The organism is Massilia haematophila, from assembly GCF_042647645.1.
Lineage (GTDB): Bacteria > Pseudomonadota > Gammaproteobacteria > Burkholderiales > Burkholderiaceae_D > Telluria > Telluria haematophila.
In genome coordinates this window covers 3,649,240-3,666,741 of sequence record NZ_JBHRVV010000001.1, presented here as the reverse complement: position 1 = coordinate 3,666,741, position 17,502 = coordinate 3,649,240, and the positions used below count along the sequence as shown (strand labels likewise).

General features: G+C 64.9%; 14 protein-coding genes. 1 reads left to right on the top strand and 13 read right to left on the bottom strand.

All coding sequences use genetic code 11. The annotated features are described in order from the left end of the window. The first annotated feature begins 11 nt into the window (after positions 1 to 11). Positions 12 to 950, top strand: a complete 939-nt coding sequence (gene cysK / locus ACFOPH_RS16215) for a cysteine synthase A (RefSeq protein WP_312551215.1) — start codon at positions 12 to 14, stop codon at positions 948 to 950. Between the two features lie 219 nt (positions 951 to 1,169). On the opposite strand, the gene ACFOPH_RS16210 is transcribed toward cysK, so the two are convergent. The 13 genes from ACFOPH_RS16210 to ACFOPH_RS16150 all read right to left on the bottom strand — a co-directional run bounded on the left by ACFOPH_RS16210 (position 1,170) and on the right by ACFOPH_RS16150 (position 17,169). Then, positions 1,170 to 2,132 (bottom strand): cation diffusion facilitator family transporter, encoded by a 963-nt coding sequence (locus ACFOPH_RS16210; protein WP_312551216.1) that lies wholly within the window; start codon positions 2,130 to 2,132, stop codon positions 1,170 to 1,172. Further along, positions 2,129 to 2,449, bottom strand: coding sequence for an ArsR/SmtB family transcription factor (locus tag ACFOPH_RS16205; protein ID WP_379736407.1), 321 nt, complete (start codon positions 2,447 to 2,449; stop codon positions 2,129 to 2,131). The genes ACFOPH_RS16210 and ACFOPH_RS16205 overlap by 4 nt, the downstream gene beginning before the upstream one ends. 341 nt (positions 2,450 to 2,790) lie before the next feature. Beyond that, positions 2,791 to 5,007: a TonB-dependent receptor plug domain-containing protein gene (locus ACFOPH_RS16200; RefSeq protein WP_312551217.1), complete on the bottom strand. Its 2,217-nt coding sequence runs from the start codon at positions 5,005 to 5,007 to the stop codon at positions 2,791 to 2,793. A gap of 35 nt (positions 5,008 to 5,042) precedes the next feature. Further along, complete coding sequence (locus tag ACFOPH_RS16195; RefSeq protein ID WP_312551219.1) at positions 5,043 to 5,648, bottom strand: hypothetical protein; 606 nt, start codon at positions 5,646 to 5,648, stop codon at positions 5,043 to 5,045. Between the two features lie 7 nt (positions 5,649 to 5,655). Beyond that, a complete protein-coding gene (locus ACFOPH_RS16190) occupies positions 5,656 to 7,791 on the bottom strand; it encodes a peptidase domain-containing ABC transporter (protein WP_379736405.1) in 2,136 nt (711 codons plus the stop codon). A gap of 27 nt (positions 7,792 to 7,818) precedes the next feature. Continuing rightward, positions 7,819 to 8,307: a hypothetical protein gene (locus ACFOPH_RS16185; RefSeq protein WP_312551223.1), complete on the bottom strand. Its 489-nt coding sequence runs from the start codon at positions 8,305 to 8,307 to the stop codon at positions 7,819 to 7,821. A gap of 21 nt (positions 8,308 to 8,328) precedes the next feature. Beyond that, positions 8,329 to 9,516 carry a dynobactin maturation radical SAM/SPASM protein DynA gene (gene dynA / locus ACFOPH_RS16180; RefSeq protein ID WP_379736403.1) on the bottom strand — a complete coding sequence of 396 codons (1,188 nt, stop codon included), beginning with the start codon at positions 9,514 to 9,516 and terminating at the stop codon, positions 8,329 to 8,331. Then, a complete protein-coding gene (gene dynA / locus ACFOPH_RS16175; RefSeq protein ID WP_379736401.1) occupies positions 9,513 to 10,706 on the bottom strand; it encodes a dynobactin maturation radical SAM/SPASM protein DynA in 1,194 nt (397 codons plus the stop codon). Before dynA (ACFOPH_RS16175) ends, dynA (ACFOPH_RS16180) begins: the two co-directional genes overlap by 4 nt. Before the next feature lie 56 nt (positions 10,707 to 10,762). Continuing rightward, on the bottom strand, positions 10,763 to 10,942 hold the full coding sequence (locus ACFOPH_RS16170) for a hypothetical protein (RefSeq protein WP_312551229.1): 180 nt from the start codon (positions 10,940 to 10,942) through the stop codon (positions 10,763 to 10,765). Between the two features lie 788 nt (positions 10,943 to 11,730). Then, complete coding sequence (locus ACFOPH_RS16165; protein ID WP_312551231.1) at positions 11,731 to 12,789, bottom strand: AI-2E family transporter; 1,059 nt, start codon at positions 12,787 to 12,789, stop codon at positions 11,731 to 11,733. Positions 12,790 to 12,898: 109 nt separating this feature from the next. Then, positions 12,899 to 15,727, bottom strand: coding sequence for a M16 family metallopeptidase (locus ACFOPH_RS16160; protein ID WP_379736399.1), 2,829 nt, complete (start codon positions 15,725 to 15,727; stop codon positions 12,899 to 12,901). Between the two features lie 24 nt (positions 15,728 to 15,751). Next, positions 15,752 to 16,687 carry a metallophosphoesterase family protein gene (locus ACFOPH_RS16155; protein WP_379736397.1) on the bottom strand — a complete coding sequence of 312 codons (936 nt, stop codon included), beginning with the start codon at positions 16,685 to 16,687 and terminating at the stop codon, positions 15,752 to 15,754. After that, positions 16,687 to 17,169: a CinA family protein gene (locus ACFOPH_RS16150; RefSeq protein WP_312553186.1), complete on the bottom strand. Its 483-nt coding sequence runs from the start codon at positions 17,167 to 17,169 to the stop codon at positions 16,687 to 16,689. Before ACFOPH_RS16150 ends, ACFOPH_RS16155 begins: the two co-directional genes overlap by 1 nt. Positions 17,170 to 17,502: the final 333 nt, after the last annotated feature.

The window sequence follows — 17,502 nt, the reverse complement described above, 5'->3', positions numbered from 1 at the left end:
CGGAGGAACGGATGCGAGTCGCAAACGATGTCACTGAGCTGATCGGCAACACCCCACTGGTCAGGATCCGCAGGCTGGGCAAGGGGCCCGGCCAGGGCGCCGAGATCCTGGCCAAGCTCGAGTTCCACAACCCGGCGCACAGCGTCAAGGACCGCATCGGCCTGGCGATGATCGAGGCGGCGGAGAAAGCCGGCAAGATCGGCCCCGACACCGTCATCGTCGAGCCGACCAGCGGCAACACCGGCATCGCGCTGGCGATGGTGTGCGCGGCGCGCGGCTACCGCTGCAAGCTGGTGATGCCCGAAACCATGAGTAACGAGCGCCGCATGCTGCTGCGCGCCTACGGCGCCGAGCTGGTGCTGACGCCGGGCGCCGAGGGCATGCTGGGGGCGATCCGCCGCGCCGAGGAAATCGTCGCCGACGATCCGCGCGCCTTCATGCCGCAGCAGTTCAACAACCCGGCTAACCCGGAAGTGCACCGCCGCACCACGGCCGAGGAAATCTGGCGCGATACCGACGGCAAGGTCGACATCCTGGTCGCCGGCGTGGGCACCGGCGGCACCATCACCGGCGTCAGCGAAGTGCTGAAAGAGCGCAAGCCCGGCTTCCAGGCCATCGCGGTCGAGCCGGAAGCCTCGCCCATGCTCTCGAAAGGCACCAAGGGCCCGCACCCGATCCAGGGCATCGGCGCCGGCTTCGTGCCGCAGGTGCTCAATACCGGCATCTACGACGAAGTGATCGCCGTGCGCAACGAAGACGCTTTCGAGACCGCGCGCGCCGCCGCGCGCGAGGAAGGGCTATTGGTCGGCATCTCGTCCGGCGCCGCGCTGTGGGCCGCGATGCAGGTCGCCCAGCGGCCCGAGAATGCGGGCAAGACGATCGTCGTCATCATCCCGTCGTTTGGCGAGCGCTACCTGAGCACGGCGCTGTTTGCGAACCTGGCCGGCTGAGCGGCGTCAGCGGCTTCATCGTAGGGTGGGCACTCTGTGCCCACGCGTTACGCACGAGGCCGCAGTCAGCGGCAGCGAGACGTCGCCCGCAGAATACGCAAGGAGCGGCAACGCGTGATGCCGCGATACTCCGCTCATTGTCGCGAGCGAACTCTTACGACAAACGCGAATAGGAGACGCACGTAACGCGTGGGCACGGCGTGCCCACCCTACGTCCCATCACGCCCCGTGCGCCTCCAGCGCGCAATGGTGGTGCCTGGTCGTGCCTTCCTCCACCTGCAGCGTGCAATGGTGGATGCCATGCTCCTTGCGCAGCTCGGCCACGATGGCGTCGATCGCGCCGTCGCCCGGATAACCGCCCGGCATCACCAGGTGGGCGGTGAGGGCGGTCTCGGTGGTGCTCATCGCCCAGATGTGCAGGTCGTGGACCTCGGCCACGCCGGGACGCGCCTCCAGGAAGCCCTGCACCGCGGTGGCGTCGACGCTCTCCGGCACCGCCGCCATCACCATCTGCAGCGATTCGCGCAGCAGCGACCAGGTGCCCCAGACGATCACCAGCACGATCACCAGGCTGACCGCCGGGTCGAGCCAGGTCCAGCCGGTGCCCATGATGACCAGGCCCGACACCACCACGCCCAGCGAGATCGCCGCGTCCGCCGCCATGTGCAGGTAGGCGCCGCGGATGTTCAGGTCGCCCTTGCTGCCGGCCATGAACAGCCAGGCCGAGAAGCCGTTGATCGCCACCCCGATCGCCGCCACCACCGACACCGTGACCGCTTCCACCGGATGCGGCGTGGCGATGCGCTGCACGGCTTCCCAGCCGATCGCTCCGCAGGCCAGCAGCAACAGCAGGGCATTGGCCAGCGCCGCCAGGATCGAAGAGCTGCGCAGCCCGTAGGTATAGCGTGCGCTCGGCGCCCGCTTGGCGAGCAGGGCCGCGCCCCAGGCCAGCACCAGGCCTAGCACGTCGGACAGGTTGTGGCCGGCGTCGGCCATCAGCGCGGTGGAGCCGGCCAGGAAGCCGTAGATGAATTCGATTGCGACAAAGACCGTGTTCAGGCCGATCGCCAGTGCGAAGGCGCGGCCGTGTCCGGGCGGCGGCGCCTGGTGGTGATGGTGGCCGTGGCCGTGGCCATGTCCGTGATGGCCGTGGTCGTGAGGGTGATCGTGATCGTGGCTCATGGGTCGTTTCCGTTGGCGGGTTCGGCGATGTGCTCGAACATGTTGGAGAGCAGGGAGCTGATGTGGGCGTCGGCGGCCGCATAGAACACCTGCTTGCCCTGGCGCTCCGCCTTGACGATGCGCGCCGCACGCAGCAGGCGCAGGTGGTGGCTGACCAGGGAACTGGACAGGTCCAGGGCCGCGGCGATGTCGCCCACGGCGGTCGGCTGCGCCAGGCAGGCCAGCACGATGCGCAGCCGGGTCGGGTCGCCCAGCAGGTGGAACAGGTCGGCGACCTGCTCGACGGCGTGATCGGGAATGTCGAGTGTAGTCATCATTAACATGTGAATAGGTGTTCACATGTTAGATCAAAACGACAGGGCCGGCAAGCGCAGCGATCGTTTCAGCCTTGTAGAGCCCGTTGATGGTCTCGGCCAGGGCGTTGTCATGGCTGTCGCCCTTATTGCCCACAGAAGGCGCAATGCCGGTTGACCCATTGGGAGGGCATGGCGCCTTCGCATCGGCAACCGTCGTGGGCACGACCTTGCCGCGTGCAACAGACCATGATGCGGATTAGACGGCAGGTGGGGCTCAAGCTGGCGCCACTGCTTTCGGCAAGGTCGGTCCGGCTCATCGCCCCACGACCCTCCAGGCTTAATTAAGTTCAGTCAGACATGCCCTAGTTGAACTGCCCCTCCCAGAACAGCCGTATCGTCGCGAACGCCTGCGAGGTGTTGGCGACGACGTCGCGCCGCGACGCGTCGAAGTAGATCTGGTCGCTGCGTGCATCGCGCGGCGCGAGATTGGCGATAGAAAGGCGCAGCCGGGCCGAGGGGGATAGGCGTGCGACCGCGTACAGGTCGACACTGGCATACGACTTCCTGATGAGTTGCTGCTGCTGTCCGCTTCGAATCGTCGAACCCGACTGCAGCGACGCGCTGACGCCGGCGCCGTAGGTCGATTTCTCGTTCCCGGCGTCGAGCGCTAGATTGGCGCTGAAAGGCAACTGCTGGGCCAGGTAGTTGTGCGGCCCCGGCAGTTGCTCGACCTGCGACCAGTTTCGCGTGGCATTTGCTGTGAGCGATAGCGGCACTCGCCAGGCAAGCAGCCCACTGAGCGGCAGGCTTGCTTCGAGAGTCACGGAACGAACGTCGGCCGAACCGTGATTTTCTGGCACGATGAGCCAGGCCTGGCCTGCTTGCCGTACGTCGCTCAGGATCACGTCGCTGACCCTGCTCGCAGCAAGGTTGATGCCGATGTTTCCCTTGTTGTCGAATTCATGCTGATAGCTGCCGTCGAGCGTCCACGACAACTCAGGTTTCAAAGCGGGATTGCCGGTGGTGTCGGCCCGCAGGGGACCGTTATTCACGGCATAAAAGCGGCGCGGTATCAGGCTCGCCGCTGTCGGCGGCCGGTAAGTGCGCGAGAGTCCGACAGTAAATCGGTTGCGCCCGGTTTCCGGTGTTTTCCACGCCAGCTGCACGATTGGACTGGCCATACGGTAGCGCTTGCGCAAAGCCGTCTCTCCCGCGCTGGCGGCCCTGGTGCTCAAGTTTTCCCAGCGCATTCCCGCATAGGCGGACCAGCCGGCCTTTCCTTTCCATTCATCCTGGAAGTAGACCGACGTCTTGTGCACCGTGGCGTCGAAATGCTCGTCCAGATTGATCGGCAGGGTAGCGTCGAAGGTCTGGTCGCGCTGGATGCGGGCGTCCGAACGACGCGTATGGTCGGTTTCCGCACCCAGTTTCAAGGTATGGTTGCCCGAGCCGGAGCGGCTGTAAGCGAACGATAGATTTCCCGTGTCCTCCGAAAGCTTTCCGTCGACATCGCGTTGCAACAGAAGTTCCTCGTGCCGGCCAAGGCCGCTGAAGCCGGCGTCCGAGCTGCGCCTGGTCGCGCCGGCCGTACCATCGAGCTCGATCATTTGAAACTGGTCGAGTTGCCGGCTCCCGGTCAAGTTGAGCCGTGCCGACCTGGACCTGGCCTCGAGCGCCAGGCGGCTCGACGGATACTGCAAGTCCGCGCCGGCGACGGTGGCGGTCCGCTCCGTGGTCTGCGCAGCCGAATCGTTCAGGTTCAACAGCAGCGTTGCACCGAGGCGCGTCTCCGGATCGGGCTGCCAGTCGGCCTGCACCGTGGCCGAGGCGGGGCGGCTACGGTCGAAGGTGCGGATTGCGCCGCTGCGTTCGTACCGACCGTCGTCCTGGCCGATGACGCCATACTCGCGGCGCTCGAGGACCCGCTCGACGTTCTCGCGCGCCACCGTGGCTGCGACGCTGAACGACAAGTCCTCAAGCTTGTTCCTTGCCTGAATCGACAGTGATGGCGACAGCTTTCCATCCTGGAGGCTTGCCCCCGCCTTAACCACGGGTTTCACGCTTTTGCCGCCACGCCTCAGCACGATATTGATGGTGCCCGCGATGGCCTGGGTACTGCGGTCCGCCGACGGTGAACCGAGTATTTCGATACGTTCGATCAGGTCCGGCGTAATGCTGTCGAAGCTGAAGCTCTCGCCGGCCGGTCGGCCGTCGAGCAGCACCTGCACGTAACCGGTGCCGAGGCCGCGCATCCTGATCTCTCCGCCGTCCGGATCGACCGACAGCCCCGGAACGCGCCGCAGGACGTCCAGCGTGCGGCTGTCGCCGTAGCGCGCCAAGTCGGCCCTGGAAACGATGTACTTGATCCCGGTGCCTTCGCGCCGCTCCTGCTCGACGCCGATACGCCGCCCCTGGACCTCGACCGCCATCACCTTGTCCTGCGTTTGCGGGCTCGCCGCGGCGGCCGCAACCTGCTCAGCGGCGCCGGCATGGGCCATCGCCAGGACGCACATGGCCGCGACGGCACGGGGACCGTGTTCTCCCTTGGAGTGACGTCGACTTTTCACGCGATCGTGCATTCAACTCTTCCTTACTCTCGAATAAAATTCCCTGCTTACCATTTACACCCTTTGTCGCTGATCGCATCCTTTGCCAGCATGATGATCGCCAGGGGGCCTGCTCCCGCGTACGCTGTGCGACAATCGCTGCGCGTCGAACGATCGATCTCCCGGCCTAGCTTCTCGGTGGGCGTCAGTTCGCGGCTGCGCAGCCTGGCGGGATGCTGCCTGGCGAACGCATCCGGCTGGCTGGCGACCTCCCGGGCCATGCGTAGCGCGGCGTCACGGTCGAAGAGCGGCGAGTGCGGCACGGCTGCTTCGTCCGCTTGAGCGGCTTGGTCGGGGGCCGCTTCAGCCGGTCCCTCCGCCTCGCGCACCGGCACCGCGACCGCGACAGCCCTCCCACGCGGCAGGCGCCCGGCTTCGCGTTGCCGGATCGGTTTGCGTGTGCGCTGCGCCGCATCGGCCACGGCGGGGCGCGGCGGAGGTGGCGCTGCCCGCGGCTGCGTCAGGAGCACGAGCATCGTCGGCGCCGCGGCCGAGGCCGATCCTGCGGGCGTGGGGTCAAACGCTGCCCGACGCGCCATCAGCACGGCCACGAGCAGGTGGATCGACACGATCAGCAGCGCCAGGGGGAGCCGTTTGCCTGTCGTTCGCAGCATCACGCCCTCATCCGCGTTCGCCCACGCCGCAAGGCGTCTCGACCGCTGCCGGCCCGTCGAGGGCGATGCGGCCGCCCGCGATCGCGATCACGCGATCGGCGCTGGCGATCGTTTCGCTCCGGTGAGCCACGATAATCCGGGTGATCGCAAGGTCGCGCACCGCCTTGTTCACCGCGCTTTCGCGCCTGGCGTCGAGGTGGCTGGTCGCCTCGTCGAGCAGCAGGATGCCGGGACGCTTGTAGAGCGCCCGCGCCAGCAGGATGCGCTGTTTCTGGCCGCCGGACAGCGCGCTACCCATATCGCCGACGCGGCTGCGATAGCGCATGGGCATCGCCTGGATATCCTCATGTACGGAGGCCATCCTGGCGACTTCCTCGACCCAGGCCATGTCAGTGGCATCGTCGAAGCAACTGATGTTTTCGGCAATCGATCCTTCGAACAGATGGTCCTCCTGGAACACAGTGCCGATCAGGGACCGCCGTTGTGCATTGCCCAGCTGCGTGGCATCGACTCCTCCGATCTCGACTGTCCCCGACTCTGGCGCATGCAATCCCGCGATCAGTCCCAGCAACGTCGATTTCCCGCAGCCGGACGGTCCGACGACCGCCACGCATTCACCCTGGCGCACATCCAGCGTCACGCCGTCGAGCACGAAAGGCAGGCTCGCATGATAACGAAACCGGACATTACGCAGCACGACGGAGGTGGAGGCGACGCCCTGCACCTGTGCACGGGCATCCGGTTCGGGCTGGGCATCGACGATATCGCTGACACGATCGAAATGAACCCGCAGCAGGCGCATGTCGGCCATCTTGTCGACAAGCGCCGTGATCCGGTTATCGAACTGCATCTTGTATGCGATCAGGGTCACTAGGGCGCCTGCACTGATCGATTCGCCGGCATTGCCCGTCGCTCCGGCCCAGACGGTAGCAACGGAACCGAGTCCGATCAGAATCCCGCTACTCAGGCGCGCGGACAACTGGATCCGCGCAATGTCGAGACGCGCATTGAGCTGCCGGGCAAAATGCGTCGCCCAGGCCCCGCGGCGCTGCTGTTCGCGCTGGAACAGCTTGACCGTCCTGGCTGCCCGTATGGTTTCGAGAAAGTTGCTGTGCTGATGTGCTGCATGCACGACCTCTTCGGCCGCGGCACGCGACAGCCTGGCATTGGTGGCGGCGCGGATGCCGGTGTAGATACCCGCCGCGCCCAGGGCGATCCAGGCCAGCGCGCCTCCGCAGGCGAACATCGCGGCGAGCGTCAACAGCGCCATGGCTCCGTCGAGGACCACCTCGACCAGCGACACCGTGACCGCTTTCTGTATCTCGTCGACCGCACCGAAGCGCGAGACGACATCGCCGAAGTGGCGCCGTTCGAAGTACGTCGCCGGCAGTTGCAGGAGATGGCGAAAGATATTCGAGCGCCACTCCATGTTCAGGGCGGCGCTCGTCTTCAGGATAAGCCATCCCCGCACCGCGGTCAGGCATTGCTGCAGCAGCACGATGAAGCCAAACCCGATCGCCAGCTTCGCCAGTAATTCGACGTTGGCGCCGGCGCCGTCGAAATCGATCACGAACTGCAGGAACCAAGGCGACGCGAGCATCAATGCTTCGATCACGAATGCCATGCCCAGGCTCGTCAACAGCATGCTGCGGATTCCCGGCGCATCGTTGACGAGCGAACGAAAGAGGCTGCCGCCCTTGCTGGAGCCGGGCGTCAACTGTTCGTTCGCCCAGACCTCCAGCGCCACGCCGGTCAGCGAGGACGATACCTCGCTCAGCGCAATACGGCGCAGGCCCGACGCGGGGTCATGGATATCGATGTGGTGTTTGCCGACCCGCTTGAGCACCACGAAATGGTTCAAGTCCCAGTGCAGGATGCAGGGCAGGCGCAGCAGTGCAAGCTGGTCGAGCTCGATCCGCACTGCGCGGGTCGCGAGTCCGAGCTTCTCGGCCACCTGCATCACGGCAGCCAGATTCGTGCCGGAGGGCGATGCTGGATAGCGGTCGCGCAGGGAGCCAAGCGACTCCCTGCCGCCGTAATAACCCGAGATCATCGCCAGACAGGCAAGCGAGCATTCCGTGACTTCTGCCTGCAGCACGAGAGGCAGGCGCCGCCAGCGGGAGAACAATAACTTTTCGTACATCCGGGGTTTGCTCTTTCGAAGGCACAGTCAGAACGATGCACCCAGCGCGCGGCGTAGTGGCACATCTTTGATGATGAGTTCGCCGCCCGCGACGGGATCTGCCGGCATCGCGCCGAAGCGAATGGCAAGCACGACGCCGGCGCGGCAGCCCGGCGCGGTGCGGGCGCAAGCGGCAGGCGCCGGGCTGCTTCCGGCAACATGGCCGGCAAGGACAGTCGTCCCCCGATGCAGCCGATACTCGACGGGACTTCCGGCGATGGCGGCAAACGCGTACGATGACGCGATCTCCACCCGTATCTCGCCGTCACGGACGGCGGTCCCGGATTGCGCACCTGCCTGCCCTGCCGCGACGACGACGTCCGTCCTCGCACAGGCTAGGTAGGCTGCGACCGCAACAAGCAGGGCGGCGCAGCACGCCTGCATATGACGAACGGCTTTCGGCTTGAACTGCAGGGCCGGCCCAACCAGCTTGTTCCGTTCCGACTCCAAGGCCGCGAGGCGAAAAATACGGGACATTGATGCTCCGCCTTGCGCCCGTTACCGTGCCAGAATCGGGATCACTCCCCGCAGGCCCGGTCTCTGCAACTTGAGCGACGGGTCCAGGGCGAACTCTTCGTACCGATTGTTCGGATGTGGCGGCGCAACGTCGAGCTCGCGCAGTTTCAATTGCTTCGCCATGTGCGACCATGTCTTCCCGAGTGCCTCGCACTTGTTGTCGCGCCGGTCGATCGTCCCGTACATCTTGAACGCGCGCGACATGCAACCACCGTGGCACACATGCTGCCACTCGCAGCTGGCGCATTGCGGATCGATGACGCGGGTCCGAAAATGGATGGCGGTCGGCGACACCATCAGCGAGACAAGGTCCTGCTCCACGATGTTTCCGTACTTGACGCTGGCAGTCCCACTCAGCGTGCCGCAGGTATACACGTCGCCGACTGGATCCACCGAGATATTCGTATCGGCGCAATTGGCCAGTGCCTCGCACCCGCGCGGCATTCCTGACATAAGCGCGGACAAGCGGTTCTCGAATTCATGCGAGCGGACGTAACCAGGATTGCCGGCAAACCATTGGTCGAACAGCGCAATCCACAGTTCCGCATATTCGGCCTGGCTCAGGGCCATTTCCGAATACTTGTCGCGTGCGTTGCCGGACTTGGTCAAAGTGACGATCTGGAAGGGCAATGCGTTGTCGACCAAAAATCGATAAATCTCGTTTGCCTTGCCGATCATCGCCTTGGTCGCCACCAGCACCACGCCGGGCTCGATACCGCCCTTGCGCAGCAATTCGATTGCCTTGAGAACCTTCGCGAACGAGCCTTTGCCGGCATGGTCCTTACGATAGGCGTCATGCATTTCCTGCGTGCCGTCCAGCGAGACGCTGACCGAGAACCCATTCGACTTGAAAAAACCGGTCCAGGCGTCGTTCAGCAGCAGGCCGTTTGTCTGAATGACGTTCGAACAGGCAAGCCCATTTGCTAGTTCTTCCTGAAACCTCATCGCTGCTTCGAAATAAGGCAGGCCCGCGACCAGCGGTTCGCCGCCGTGCCAGACGAATTCGACGCCGGTAAATCCCTTGGTGCTGCGCGCATATTCAAATGTCTGCTCGATCGTCCGCCGCAAGGTGTCGACAGTCATGATCGGCTGCCGTTCGTCGTCGTTATAGCAGTAATCGCAATTGAGATTGCAGATATGCGTCGGTTTTAAAACGTTGACGAGCCTCATTGCACGACCTTTACGGGAATCGACGAGATACGGGATTTCAGGCCGGTCATGTCGAGTTTTGACCGGGTGTCCGCAGGCAGTTGCGAGCGCATATGATTTTCATGCGGAAGCGCCGGGGCAAGGTCCATTCCACGCAGGCGCTTTTCGATATGCTCGTAAATACGGTACAGGCTGTCGCAATAATAATCAGGGGCGTCGATATTGCCGAAGAACTTGTATGACCGGGACATGCATCCGCCGTGGCAAACGTGGAACCACTTGCAGGACGTGCACTGGTCGGAATGCTGGCGCGTACGCCAATACAGGGCATTGCGCGAAGCGAAGACTTCTTTGAAACTCTTTTCGTTCACATTTCCATATAACGCAATTGGCGTCGCGCTGACCGAAGCGCAGGAATACACGTCGCCTTCCGGGTCGACGGTGACGTTGGTGTCGCAACAGTGGGATGCCGTCCAGCAACTGCCGGGTAAACCGCGCAATACAGCCTCGGTGCGGTCGACGAAATCGGATACATACACGTAATCGGGGGCGGCGTCGAACCAGAGGTCGTACATGGCCAGCCAGGCGTCGGCGTATTCGTTCTCCGTCAGCCCGAAGTCTTCGTAACCGTCGCGCGCGCCACCGGATTTCATCAACGGCACGATATGAAAAGCTTGTTTCTGCTCGGCGAAGAAGCGGTAGATGTCGGCCGCATCCTCGACATTACCTTTATGCATGGTCAGGCAGACACCGAACTGGATTCCCTCGTCCTTGAGGATGTTCATCGCCCGCTCGACCTTGTGATACGAGCCTTTACCCGCAAAATCGACCCGGTACTTATCGTTGTGCAGCTGCTTGCCGTCGAGGGAAACGCTGACGGAGAAGTCATGCGACTTGAAAAAGCGGGCCCACTCCTTGTTGACCAGCACGCCATTCGTCTGAAATGCATTGGAATACTTGCAGCCGTCCGCATATTTTTCCTGCAAGGCCACGGCATTGCGATAGAAATCCAGGCCCACGACAGTTGGTTCGCCACCGTGCCAGATAAAGTGCGCCTGGTCTTTCCCGGTTTGCCGTGTATATTCGAACGTTTGCTGTACCACTCGTTCCAGCGTTGCCGGGTCCATGACCGGCTTGCGCACATCGTCGTTGAAGCAATAATCGCAGGCCAGATTGCAAATATGCGTTGGCTTGACAACCGCAGTAAACATATGCATCCCTATCGAATTCGAGTCGAATGGGCCGGGCGCACGGCCCGGCCCGTACTTCAATTAAACGAGTAGCTGTGGATATTCGCTTTCCACTTCGGCTCCGACTGGAGGCCGCCGCTAATTTCGGTCAGTTGCTCGGTACTCAACTGTTCCAGCGATACAAGTTCTTCACGCTTCTTGCCGGTGATGCTAGCGAAGACATCACGCAGTGCTTCCGGGACAGCATTCGATTTCATAGTTCCTCGTCAAGTTAAGATTGAAAACATCGCGGTCGAGCGACAAGCGGCTTTCTCTCTTCGATTATCCGCATGTCTCCATCAGGCGACGGTCTAGCGGGCTAATGCTGTTAGACGAAACGATTTTACCGGCGCGATACCGGTCGAAATATCACGCAATGTCACAATTCAAGAAAAGTTTGTAACTATTCAAATCGGGTTAAAATCCGGTTTTTCGTTGCACGGCTGGATTTGATCGGGGTAGAAAGCGCCGGCATATCACGGCAATTCCATTCGGTCGGAAATGCGTAAACACAAGCTTGGCGGAAACACGTGGGAAGATATTGCGGAGGAAATCCAGGCCAGCAAATGCGTGGTCCGATCGCGCACCGTGCCGCATCCCGGGCAGGAAGGCGCTGGAAAGCTACCGGCAGGACAAGACTTGCGCCGGGAGGGCTGCGGGCTATCGCGGGAAGCGCGAGGTCTGTCTGATCGAGTTCTGCGGGGGCTGCAGGATCATTGTTGCGATAATCGCGGTCGTCACATAGTTGTGTCCGCGTTTTTCGTAAGGGGTTGCAACGGGGCCGAAATCCTCCAGGCGATTGATGGCACGTTCGACCATATTTCGGCTTTTGTAAGCGTGTGCGTCGAAGCGCGGCGGTGCGCTAACTGGCCAGCCGATCGTGGGCCGATACCTTCTCGCTTTCCTGGCTACCCTTCCTAAGTCCTTGCTTCTGTTGGTATCTCATTCGAGACTTATTCTGGCGTAACCGACTGCGCCTGCCGGCCCCGACGAATCTTCCCTGCTTTTACTGCGGATGAAACTCCTCGGCCGAAGCAAACAAATCCCAGGCCGCGATGAACAGCGCCGCGATCACCGGGCCGATGACGAAGCCGTTCAGGCCGAACAGCGCCATGCCGCCCAGGGTCGACAGCAGCACCAGGTAGTCGGGCATCTTGGTGTCCTTGCCGACCAGGATCGGGCGCAGGATGTTGTCGACCAGGCCGATCACCAGCACGCCGAAGGCGATCAGGACCACGCCCTGCCAGATCGCGCCCGTCACCAGGAAGTAGACCGCGACCGGGGCCCAGACGATGGCCGCGCCGACCGCCGGCAGCAGCGACAGGAAGGCCATCACCACGCCCCACAGCAGGGCGGCCTGGACGCCGAGGAACCAGAAGATCAGGCCGCCAAGCGCGCCCTGGGCGATCGCCACCAGTACGTTGCCCTTGACGGTGGCGCGGATCACGGTGATGAAATTGTCGAACAGGCGCTGCTTGTACATGCGGCTCAGCGGCACCGCGCGCTTGATCCGGTTGGCCAGGGCCTGGCCGTCGCGCAGCAGGAAGAACAGCAGGTACAGCATGATGGTCAGGCTGACCAGGAAGTCGAAGGTATTGCGGCCGACGTTGATGGCGTGGCGCGCGAAGAACTGGCTGACCTGGGCCGCGCCGTCGGCGAGCTTCTGTTCGAGCGAAGCCAGGTCGGTCAGCTCGAAGCGCTCCAGCAGTCCCACCAGCCAGTCCGGCAGCACGTTGATGACCTGCTGGAAGTAGGCGCCGAAATTGATCTGGCCCGAGCTGACGTTCGCATAGATGTCGGCGGCCTGCCGCACCAGCGAGGCGGTGATGATCGACAGCGGCAGGATCACCATCACCACGATCGACGCCAGCGTCAGCAGGGCGGCAACGGTTGGTTTCTGGCCGGTCGCGGCGAGCAGGCGGCGGTACAGCGGCGCGAACAGGATCGCCAGCACCATGCCCCAGAACACCGCGCCCGAATAGGGCAGCAGGATCCAGCCGAATCCCAGGGTGACGATGGTAAGGAGGAGAAGGAAGAATTTCTGCTGGATCGTGAATTGGTTCATGGGCCGTCAATATGAAATCAGTCGGCCCATGATAGACGATTCGACATCTATCGTCGGGGAAAATACGTGTGCGGCATCCCCGCTGCCGGGGCGGGGATGCCGGTGGCGCTTACTGTCCGGGCTGGGCCGCGGGCAACTGGCCTTCGCTGTCGCGCACCTCGATCGGCCCGAGTTTCAGCTTTTCCAGCTGCGGCACGATGCGCTTGCGGTCGCCCACCGCGACCACGATCAGGCGCTGCGGGTCGAGGTAGCGGCGCGCCGCTTCCCGCACCTGCTCGGCGGTGACCGCCGCCAGCTTGGCCGGCAACTGGCGGTAGTAGTCGAGCGGCAGGTCGAACACGAAGGATTCGGCCAGGCTGGCGCCGATGTCGGCGTTGGTGGCGAAGCCGTTCGGCAGCGACAGCAGTTCGGCGTTGCGCGCGTCGAGCAGTTCGGCCGGGCGCAAGGGCTGGTCGATCATCTCCGCCGCTTCGCGCAGCAGCTCGGCGACCGATGCGCCGGTGACGTCGGCGCGCACGCTGCCGGCGATGCTGAACGGGCCAGGCGCGCGGTGGTAGCGAAAGCCCGAGAACACGCCGTAGCTGTAGCCCTTTTCTTCGCGCAGATTCTGGTTGATGCGGCTGGTGAACAGGCCGCCGAAGGCCGCGTTCATGACTTCCAGCGCCGGGAACTGCGCCGTCTTGCGCTCGGCGCCGAGCGCGACCAGGCGCAGCGCGGTCTGCGGCGCGCCGGGTTTATCGACCACGACCACCCGCGCCCGGGTCGGCGCCGGCGTGCCGGGCGAGAAGGGCGGCGCCTCGCCGCCGCGCCAGGCGCCGAAGCGGCTTTCCGCCAGCGCCTTCAGCTCGGTGCGCGAAATGTCGCCCGCCACCACCAGTGCGGCATTGCTCGGGACGTAATGGCGGCGCCAGAACGCTGCCAGGTCGTCGCGGGTCACGGCGCGGATCGCCGGTTCCGTGCCGAGCTGGCCGTAGCCATAAGGATGGCGCGCGCCGTACAGGGCGGCGGCGGCGGCGATCGAGGCCACGGCCTCGGCCTCGTCGCGCTGCTGCATCAGTTCGCCCAGCCGGCTGGCGCGCTGGCGCTCGACCTCGGCGCTCGGGAAGGCGGGATGCAGGGCCACGTCGGCCATCACGTCGAAGGCCTGGTCGAAGGTCGAGCGCAGCGACAGCAGCGACACCGCCGACGCGTTGGTGCCGCTGTCGGCTTCCAGGAAGGCGCCCAGCTGGGCGATCTCGTCGGCGATCTGCGGCGCGCTGCGCTTGGCCGTGCCTTCGGTCAGCACCTGGGCGGTGAAACCGGCCAGGCCGGGCAGGTCGATCGGATTGCTGTCGGCGCCGCTCTTGATGACCAGCTCCGCCGACACCAGCGGCAGCGCCGGGTTGTAGTGGTGGATCACGGTCAGGCCGTTCGCGAGCGTGAAGGCCTCGCCCTGCGGCAGCTTCACTTCCGGCGTCGGGCCGGCCTTCGGCGCCTTGGCGCGCCAGGCTTCGACCGGGTTGATGCCGCTCTTGTCTCCCTTCGCCGTCTTTGGCGGCTTCGGCGCCGGCGGATCAATCGGCAGCTTCGGTTCGCCCGGCACGCCGGCCACCACTACCCGGTTCTTCGGCTGCAGCCAGGTGCGCACGGCGCGCTGCACGTCGGCCGGGGTGATACGGCGCAGCTGGGCGATGTCCTTGGCCAGGTAGCCCGGGTCGCCCGTGAACTGGTTGTAGTGGTTCAGCTGGTCGGCCAGGCCGTCGCCGCCGAGCTGTTCGAGCGAGGTCAGCATCGCCGTCTCGATCTGGCGCTTGGCGCGCTCGACTTCCTGCTGCGTCGGGCCGTGCTCGCGCAGCGCCGCCAGTTCGGCGTCGATCGCCTTTTCCAGTTCCGCCGGGGTGTGGCCGGCGCGCGCCGTCACCTCGACCAGGAAGGTCGAGACCAGGGCGCGCGCATCCTGGTCGGCGTCGACGTCCTGGGCGATCTGGCGCTCGTACACCAGCGACTTGTACAGCCGGCTCGACTTGCCGCCGGCGAGGATCTGGGCCGCCACCGCCAGTTCGGCGTCGTCCGGCTGGTAGGCCGGCGGCGTGAGCCAGCCCATGTAGACGCGCGCCAGTTCGACCCGGTCCGGCACCGTGAGCCGGCGCTCGGCCGCGATCGGCGGCGTGACGATCTGCGGGCGCGCCACGTCGGGGCCGCGCTTCAGGCTGCCGAAGTACTTCGCCACCAGCGCGCGGGTCTTCACCTTGTCGATGTCGCCGGCGATCACGATGCTGGCGTTGTTCGGGCCGTAGTAGCGCGTGAAAAACTCGCGCACGTCGGCCAGTTTCGCGTTCTGGATGTCGGCGTGCGAGCCGATCACCGAGGCGTAGTAGGGGTGCTCGGGCGGGAACAGCGCGTGGTTCAGCGCTTCCTCGACGATCCCGTAGGGTTCGTTCTCCACCGTCTCGCGGCGCTCGTTGCGCACCACGTCCTGCTGGTTGGTCAGGGCCTTCTGGTCCAGCACGTCGAGCAGGTAGCCCATGCGGTCGGCATGCACCCACAGGGTCAGCTCGAGCTGGTTCGAGGGGACGGTGTCGTAGTAGCTGGTGCTGTCGTAGCCGGTGCCGCCGTTGCTGTCGGTGGCGCCGGCGCCTTCCAGCAGGCGGTCGGCCAGGCCGCGCGGCAGGTGCTTGCTGCCGGCGAACATCATGTGCTCGAACAGGTGGGCGAAACCGGCCAGCCCCGGCGCCTCGTTGGCCGGGCCGACGTGGTACCAGACGTTGACCGCCACCATTGGCAGGCGCTTGTCCTCGACCAGGATCACCTGCAGGCCGTTGGGCAGGGTGTATTTATCGAAGGCGATGTGGGGCACGTCGACGGGAACGGCGGGGGCCGCGGCGCCACCGGGCTGTGCGCCAGCACTATTCAATGCGGCCAGCAGCAGCGATGCGGCGAACAGCGGACGGGTTTTCATGCAGGTACTCCAGGGTGTGATGGTTCAATGGCAGGCGGCGCTGCCATGGTCGGGCGGCGATGCGTTCGGCAGGGAAGGTGGGGTCGCTTCCAGGAATTCCCAGTCGTAGCCGTCGGCGCGCAGGCGCAGGCGCAGCACGCCGTTGCGGCTGGCGTCGCGCGCTTCGCTGTGTATGACAGTCAGCAGGAACGGCGTGGCGTAGGCGCCGCCGGTGCCGACCACGAACTGGCGCATGCCGCGCGCGCGGTCCAGGTTGCCGTCGGCGTCCTGCGGCGCGAAGCGTTCGTAGTCGTGGTCGTGGCCGGACAATACCAGTTCCGCGCCGGCCGCGTGCAGCAGGGCCCAGGCTTCCCGCATCTTCGGCACGCTGCCGTGCCCGCCCGAACTGTACAGCGGATGGTGCCAGAAGGCGAGCGTGCAGCGGCTCGGATGGTCCCGCAGTTCGGCGCGCAGCCAGTCCAGCTGGGCCGCGTGCGCCGCCGGGGCCAGGTTGCTGTCGAGGGAAATCACGCGCCAGCTGCCGAGCTCCAGGCTGTAGTAGCCGCGTCCGGCGCGTTCGCCGAAGTAGGCGAAATAGGGCAGGGCGCCCTTGGTGTAGTACTCGTGGTTGCCGGGAGAAGGCCAGGTGCGGTCCTTGAAGCGGCCCCAGGTCGGGCCGTAGCAGTCGGCGAATTCCCGGGCCGCGCCGCGCGGGTAGGTGTGGTCGCCCAGGGTCAGGACCACCGCATCGGGGTCGGCCGCCAGGCCCGCCGCGACCACCGCGGCGGTGTCGGCGGCGCCCGACCAGCGCGGGTCGGGATGGCGGCAGCGCGCGATGTCGCCGGCGGCGTAGACGGTTTGTACCCCAACCTGGGGCGGCGCCGGCAGAACCGGTTGCGAAGAAGCCTGCGCGCCCGCGAGCAGCAGCGCCGCGCCGGCCAGGGCGCGGTAGGCGCTGAAGCGCGAGGGGACGGACCCCACTATTCGATAAAACGCAGCAGGCCGCGCAGCGCGTGGATGACGGTCTGTTCGCGCACCGCGTGGCGGTCGCCCTGGAATACCAGGCGCTCGGTCATGCTGGTGCCGCCGCGCGACCAGCCGAAGCACACCGTGCCGACCGGCTTGCCCGGCACCGCGCCGGTCGGGCCGGCGATGCCCGTGGTCGACAGGGCGACGTCGGCAACGCTGTTCGAGAGCGCGCCCTCGGCCATGGCGGCGGCGACTTCCTCGCTCACCGAGCCGAATTGCGCGATCAGGGCAGCCGGAACGTCGAGCAGTTCGGTCTTCGAGTTGTTCGAATAGGTGACGAAGCCGCAGTCGAACCAGCCGGTGGAGCCGGCGATCTCGGTGATGGCTTGCGACACGCCGCCGCCGGTGCAGGATTCGGCAGTGACCAGCACCAGGCGCTTGGCCTGCAGCGCCTCGCCGACTTTGCTTGCAAGTTCGATAATCTCGTTGCTCATGCGGCTCCTCCAGGATAATAAGAATGCTGCGGCACGCAGGTCGCCAAGCGCCCCTGCATTGCAGCGTGACTGCATCGGTCACGCAGCAACCATTCTAGCGCGCCCCGGCCGCTATCGGTGTGGCAAACTTGCATGGAAAATCACGCCGCCGCTACCCAAGCGCCTTGCGAGAAGGTAGAGTGGCGCCGTTTGTACTCATGGAAATGTCCCGTGCGACACGTTGACATTCCATGCTGCTATCCTGCATCGCGGCGGGTTCCGCCGCGTTTCTTTTACTCAATAGAATTCAATGTCGCTTCATCAATACGCGTGCTGCCGGGCTAGGCCGGCGCG

Bases quoted from the DNA above. Each gene is read 5' to 3' on its own strand.
- ACFOPH_RS16195 (WP_312551219.1), bottom strand. From the start codon at position 5,648: ATGCTGCGAACGACAGGCAAACGGCTCCCCCTGGCGCTGCTGATCGTG.
- ACFOPH_RS16185 (WP_312551223.1), bottom strand. From the start codon at position 8,307: ATGTCCCGTATTTTTCGCCTCGCGGCCTTGGAGTCGGAACGGAACAAG.
- dynA (WP_379736403.1), bottom strand. From the start codon at position 9,516: ATGAGGCTCGTCAACGTTTTAAAACCGACGCATATCTGCAATCTCAAT.
- ACFOPH_RS16165 (WP_312551231.1), bottom strand. From the start codon at position 12,789: ATGAACCAATTCACGATCCAGCAGAAATTCTTCCTTCTCCTCCTTACC.
- ACFOPH_RS16200 (WP_312551217.1), bottom strand. From the start codon at position 5,007: ATGCACGATCGCGTGAAAAGTCGACGTCACTCCAAGGGAGAACACGGT.
- ACFOPH_RS16210 (WP_312551216.1), bottom strand. From the start codon at position 2,132: ATGAGCCACGATCACGATCACCCTCACGACCACGGCCATCACGGACAT.
- cysK (WP_312551215.1), top strand. From the start codon at position 12: ATGCGAGTCGCAAACGATGTCACTGAGCTGATCGGCAACACCCCACTG.
- ACFOPH_RS16160 (WP_379736399.1), bottom strand. From the start codon at position 15,727: ATGAAAACCCGTCCGCTGTTCGCCGCATCGCTGCTGCTGGCCGCATTG.
- ACFOPH_RS16170 (WP_312551229.1), bottom strand. From the start codon at position 10,942: ATGAAATCGAATGCTGTCCCGGAAGCACTGCGTGATGTCTTCGCTAGC.
- ACFOPH_RS16205 (WP_379736407.1), bottom strand. From the start codon at position 2,449: ATGATGACTACACTCGACATTCCCGATCACGCCGTCGAGCAGGTCGCC.
- dynA (WP_379736401.1), bottom strand. From the start codon at position 10,706: ATGTTTACTGCGGTTGTCAAGCCAACGCATATTTGCAATCTGGCCTGC.
- ACFOPH_RS16190 (WP_379736405.1), bottom strand. From the start codon at position 7,791: ATGTACGAAAAGTTATTGTTCTCCCGCTGGCGGCGCCTGCCTCTCGTG.
- ACFOPH_RS16150 (WP_312553186.1), bottom strand. From the start codon at position 17,169: ATGAGCAACGAGATTATCGAACTTGCAAGCAAAGTCGGCGAGGCGCTG.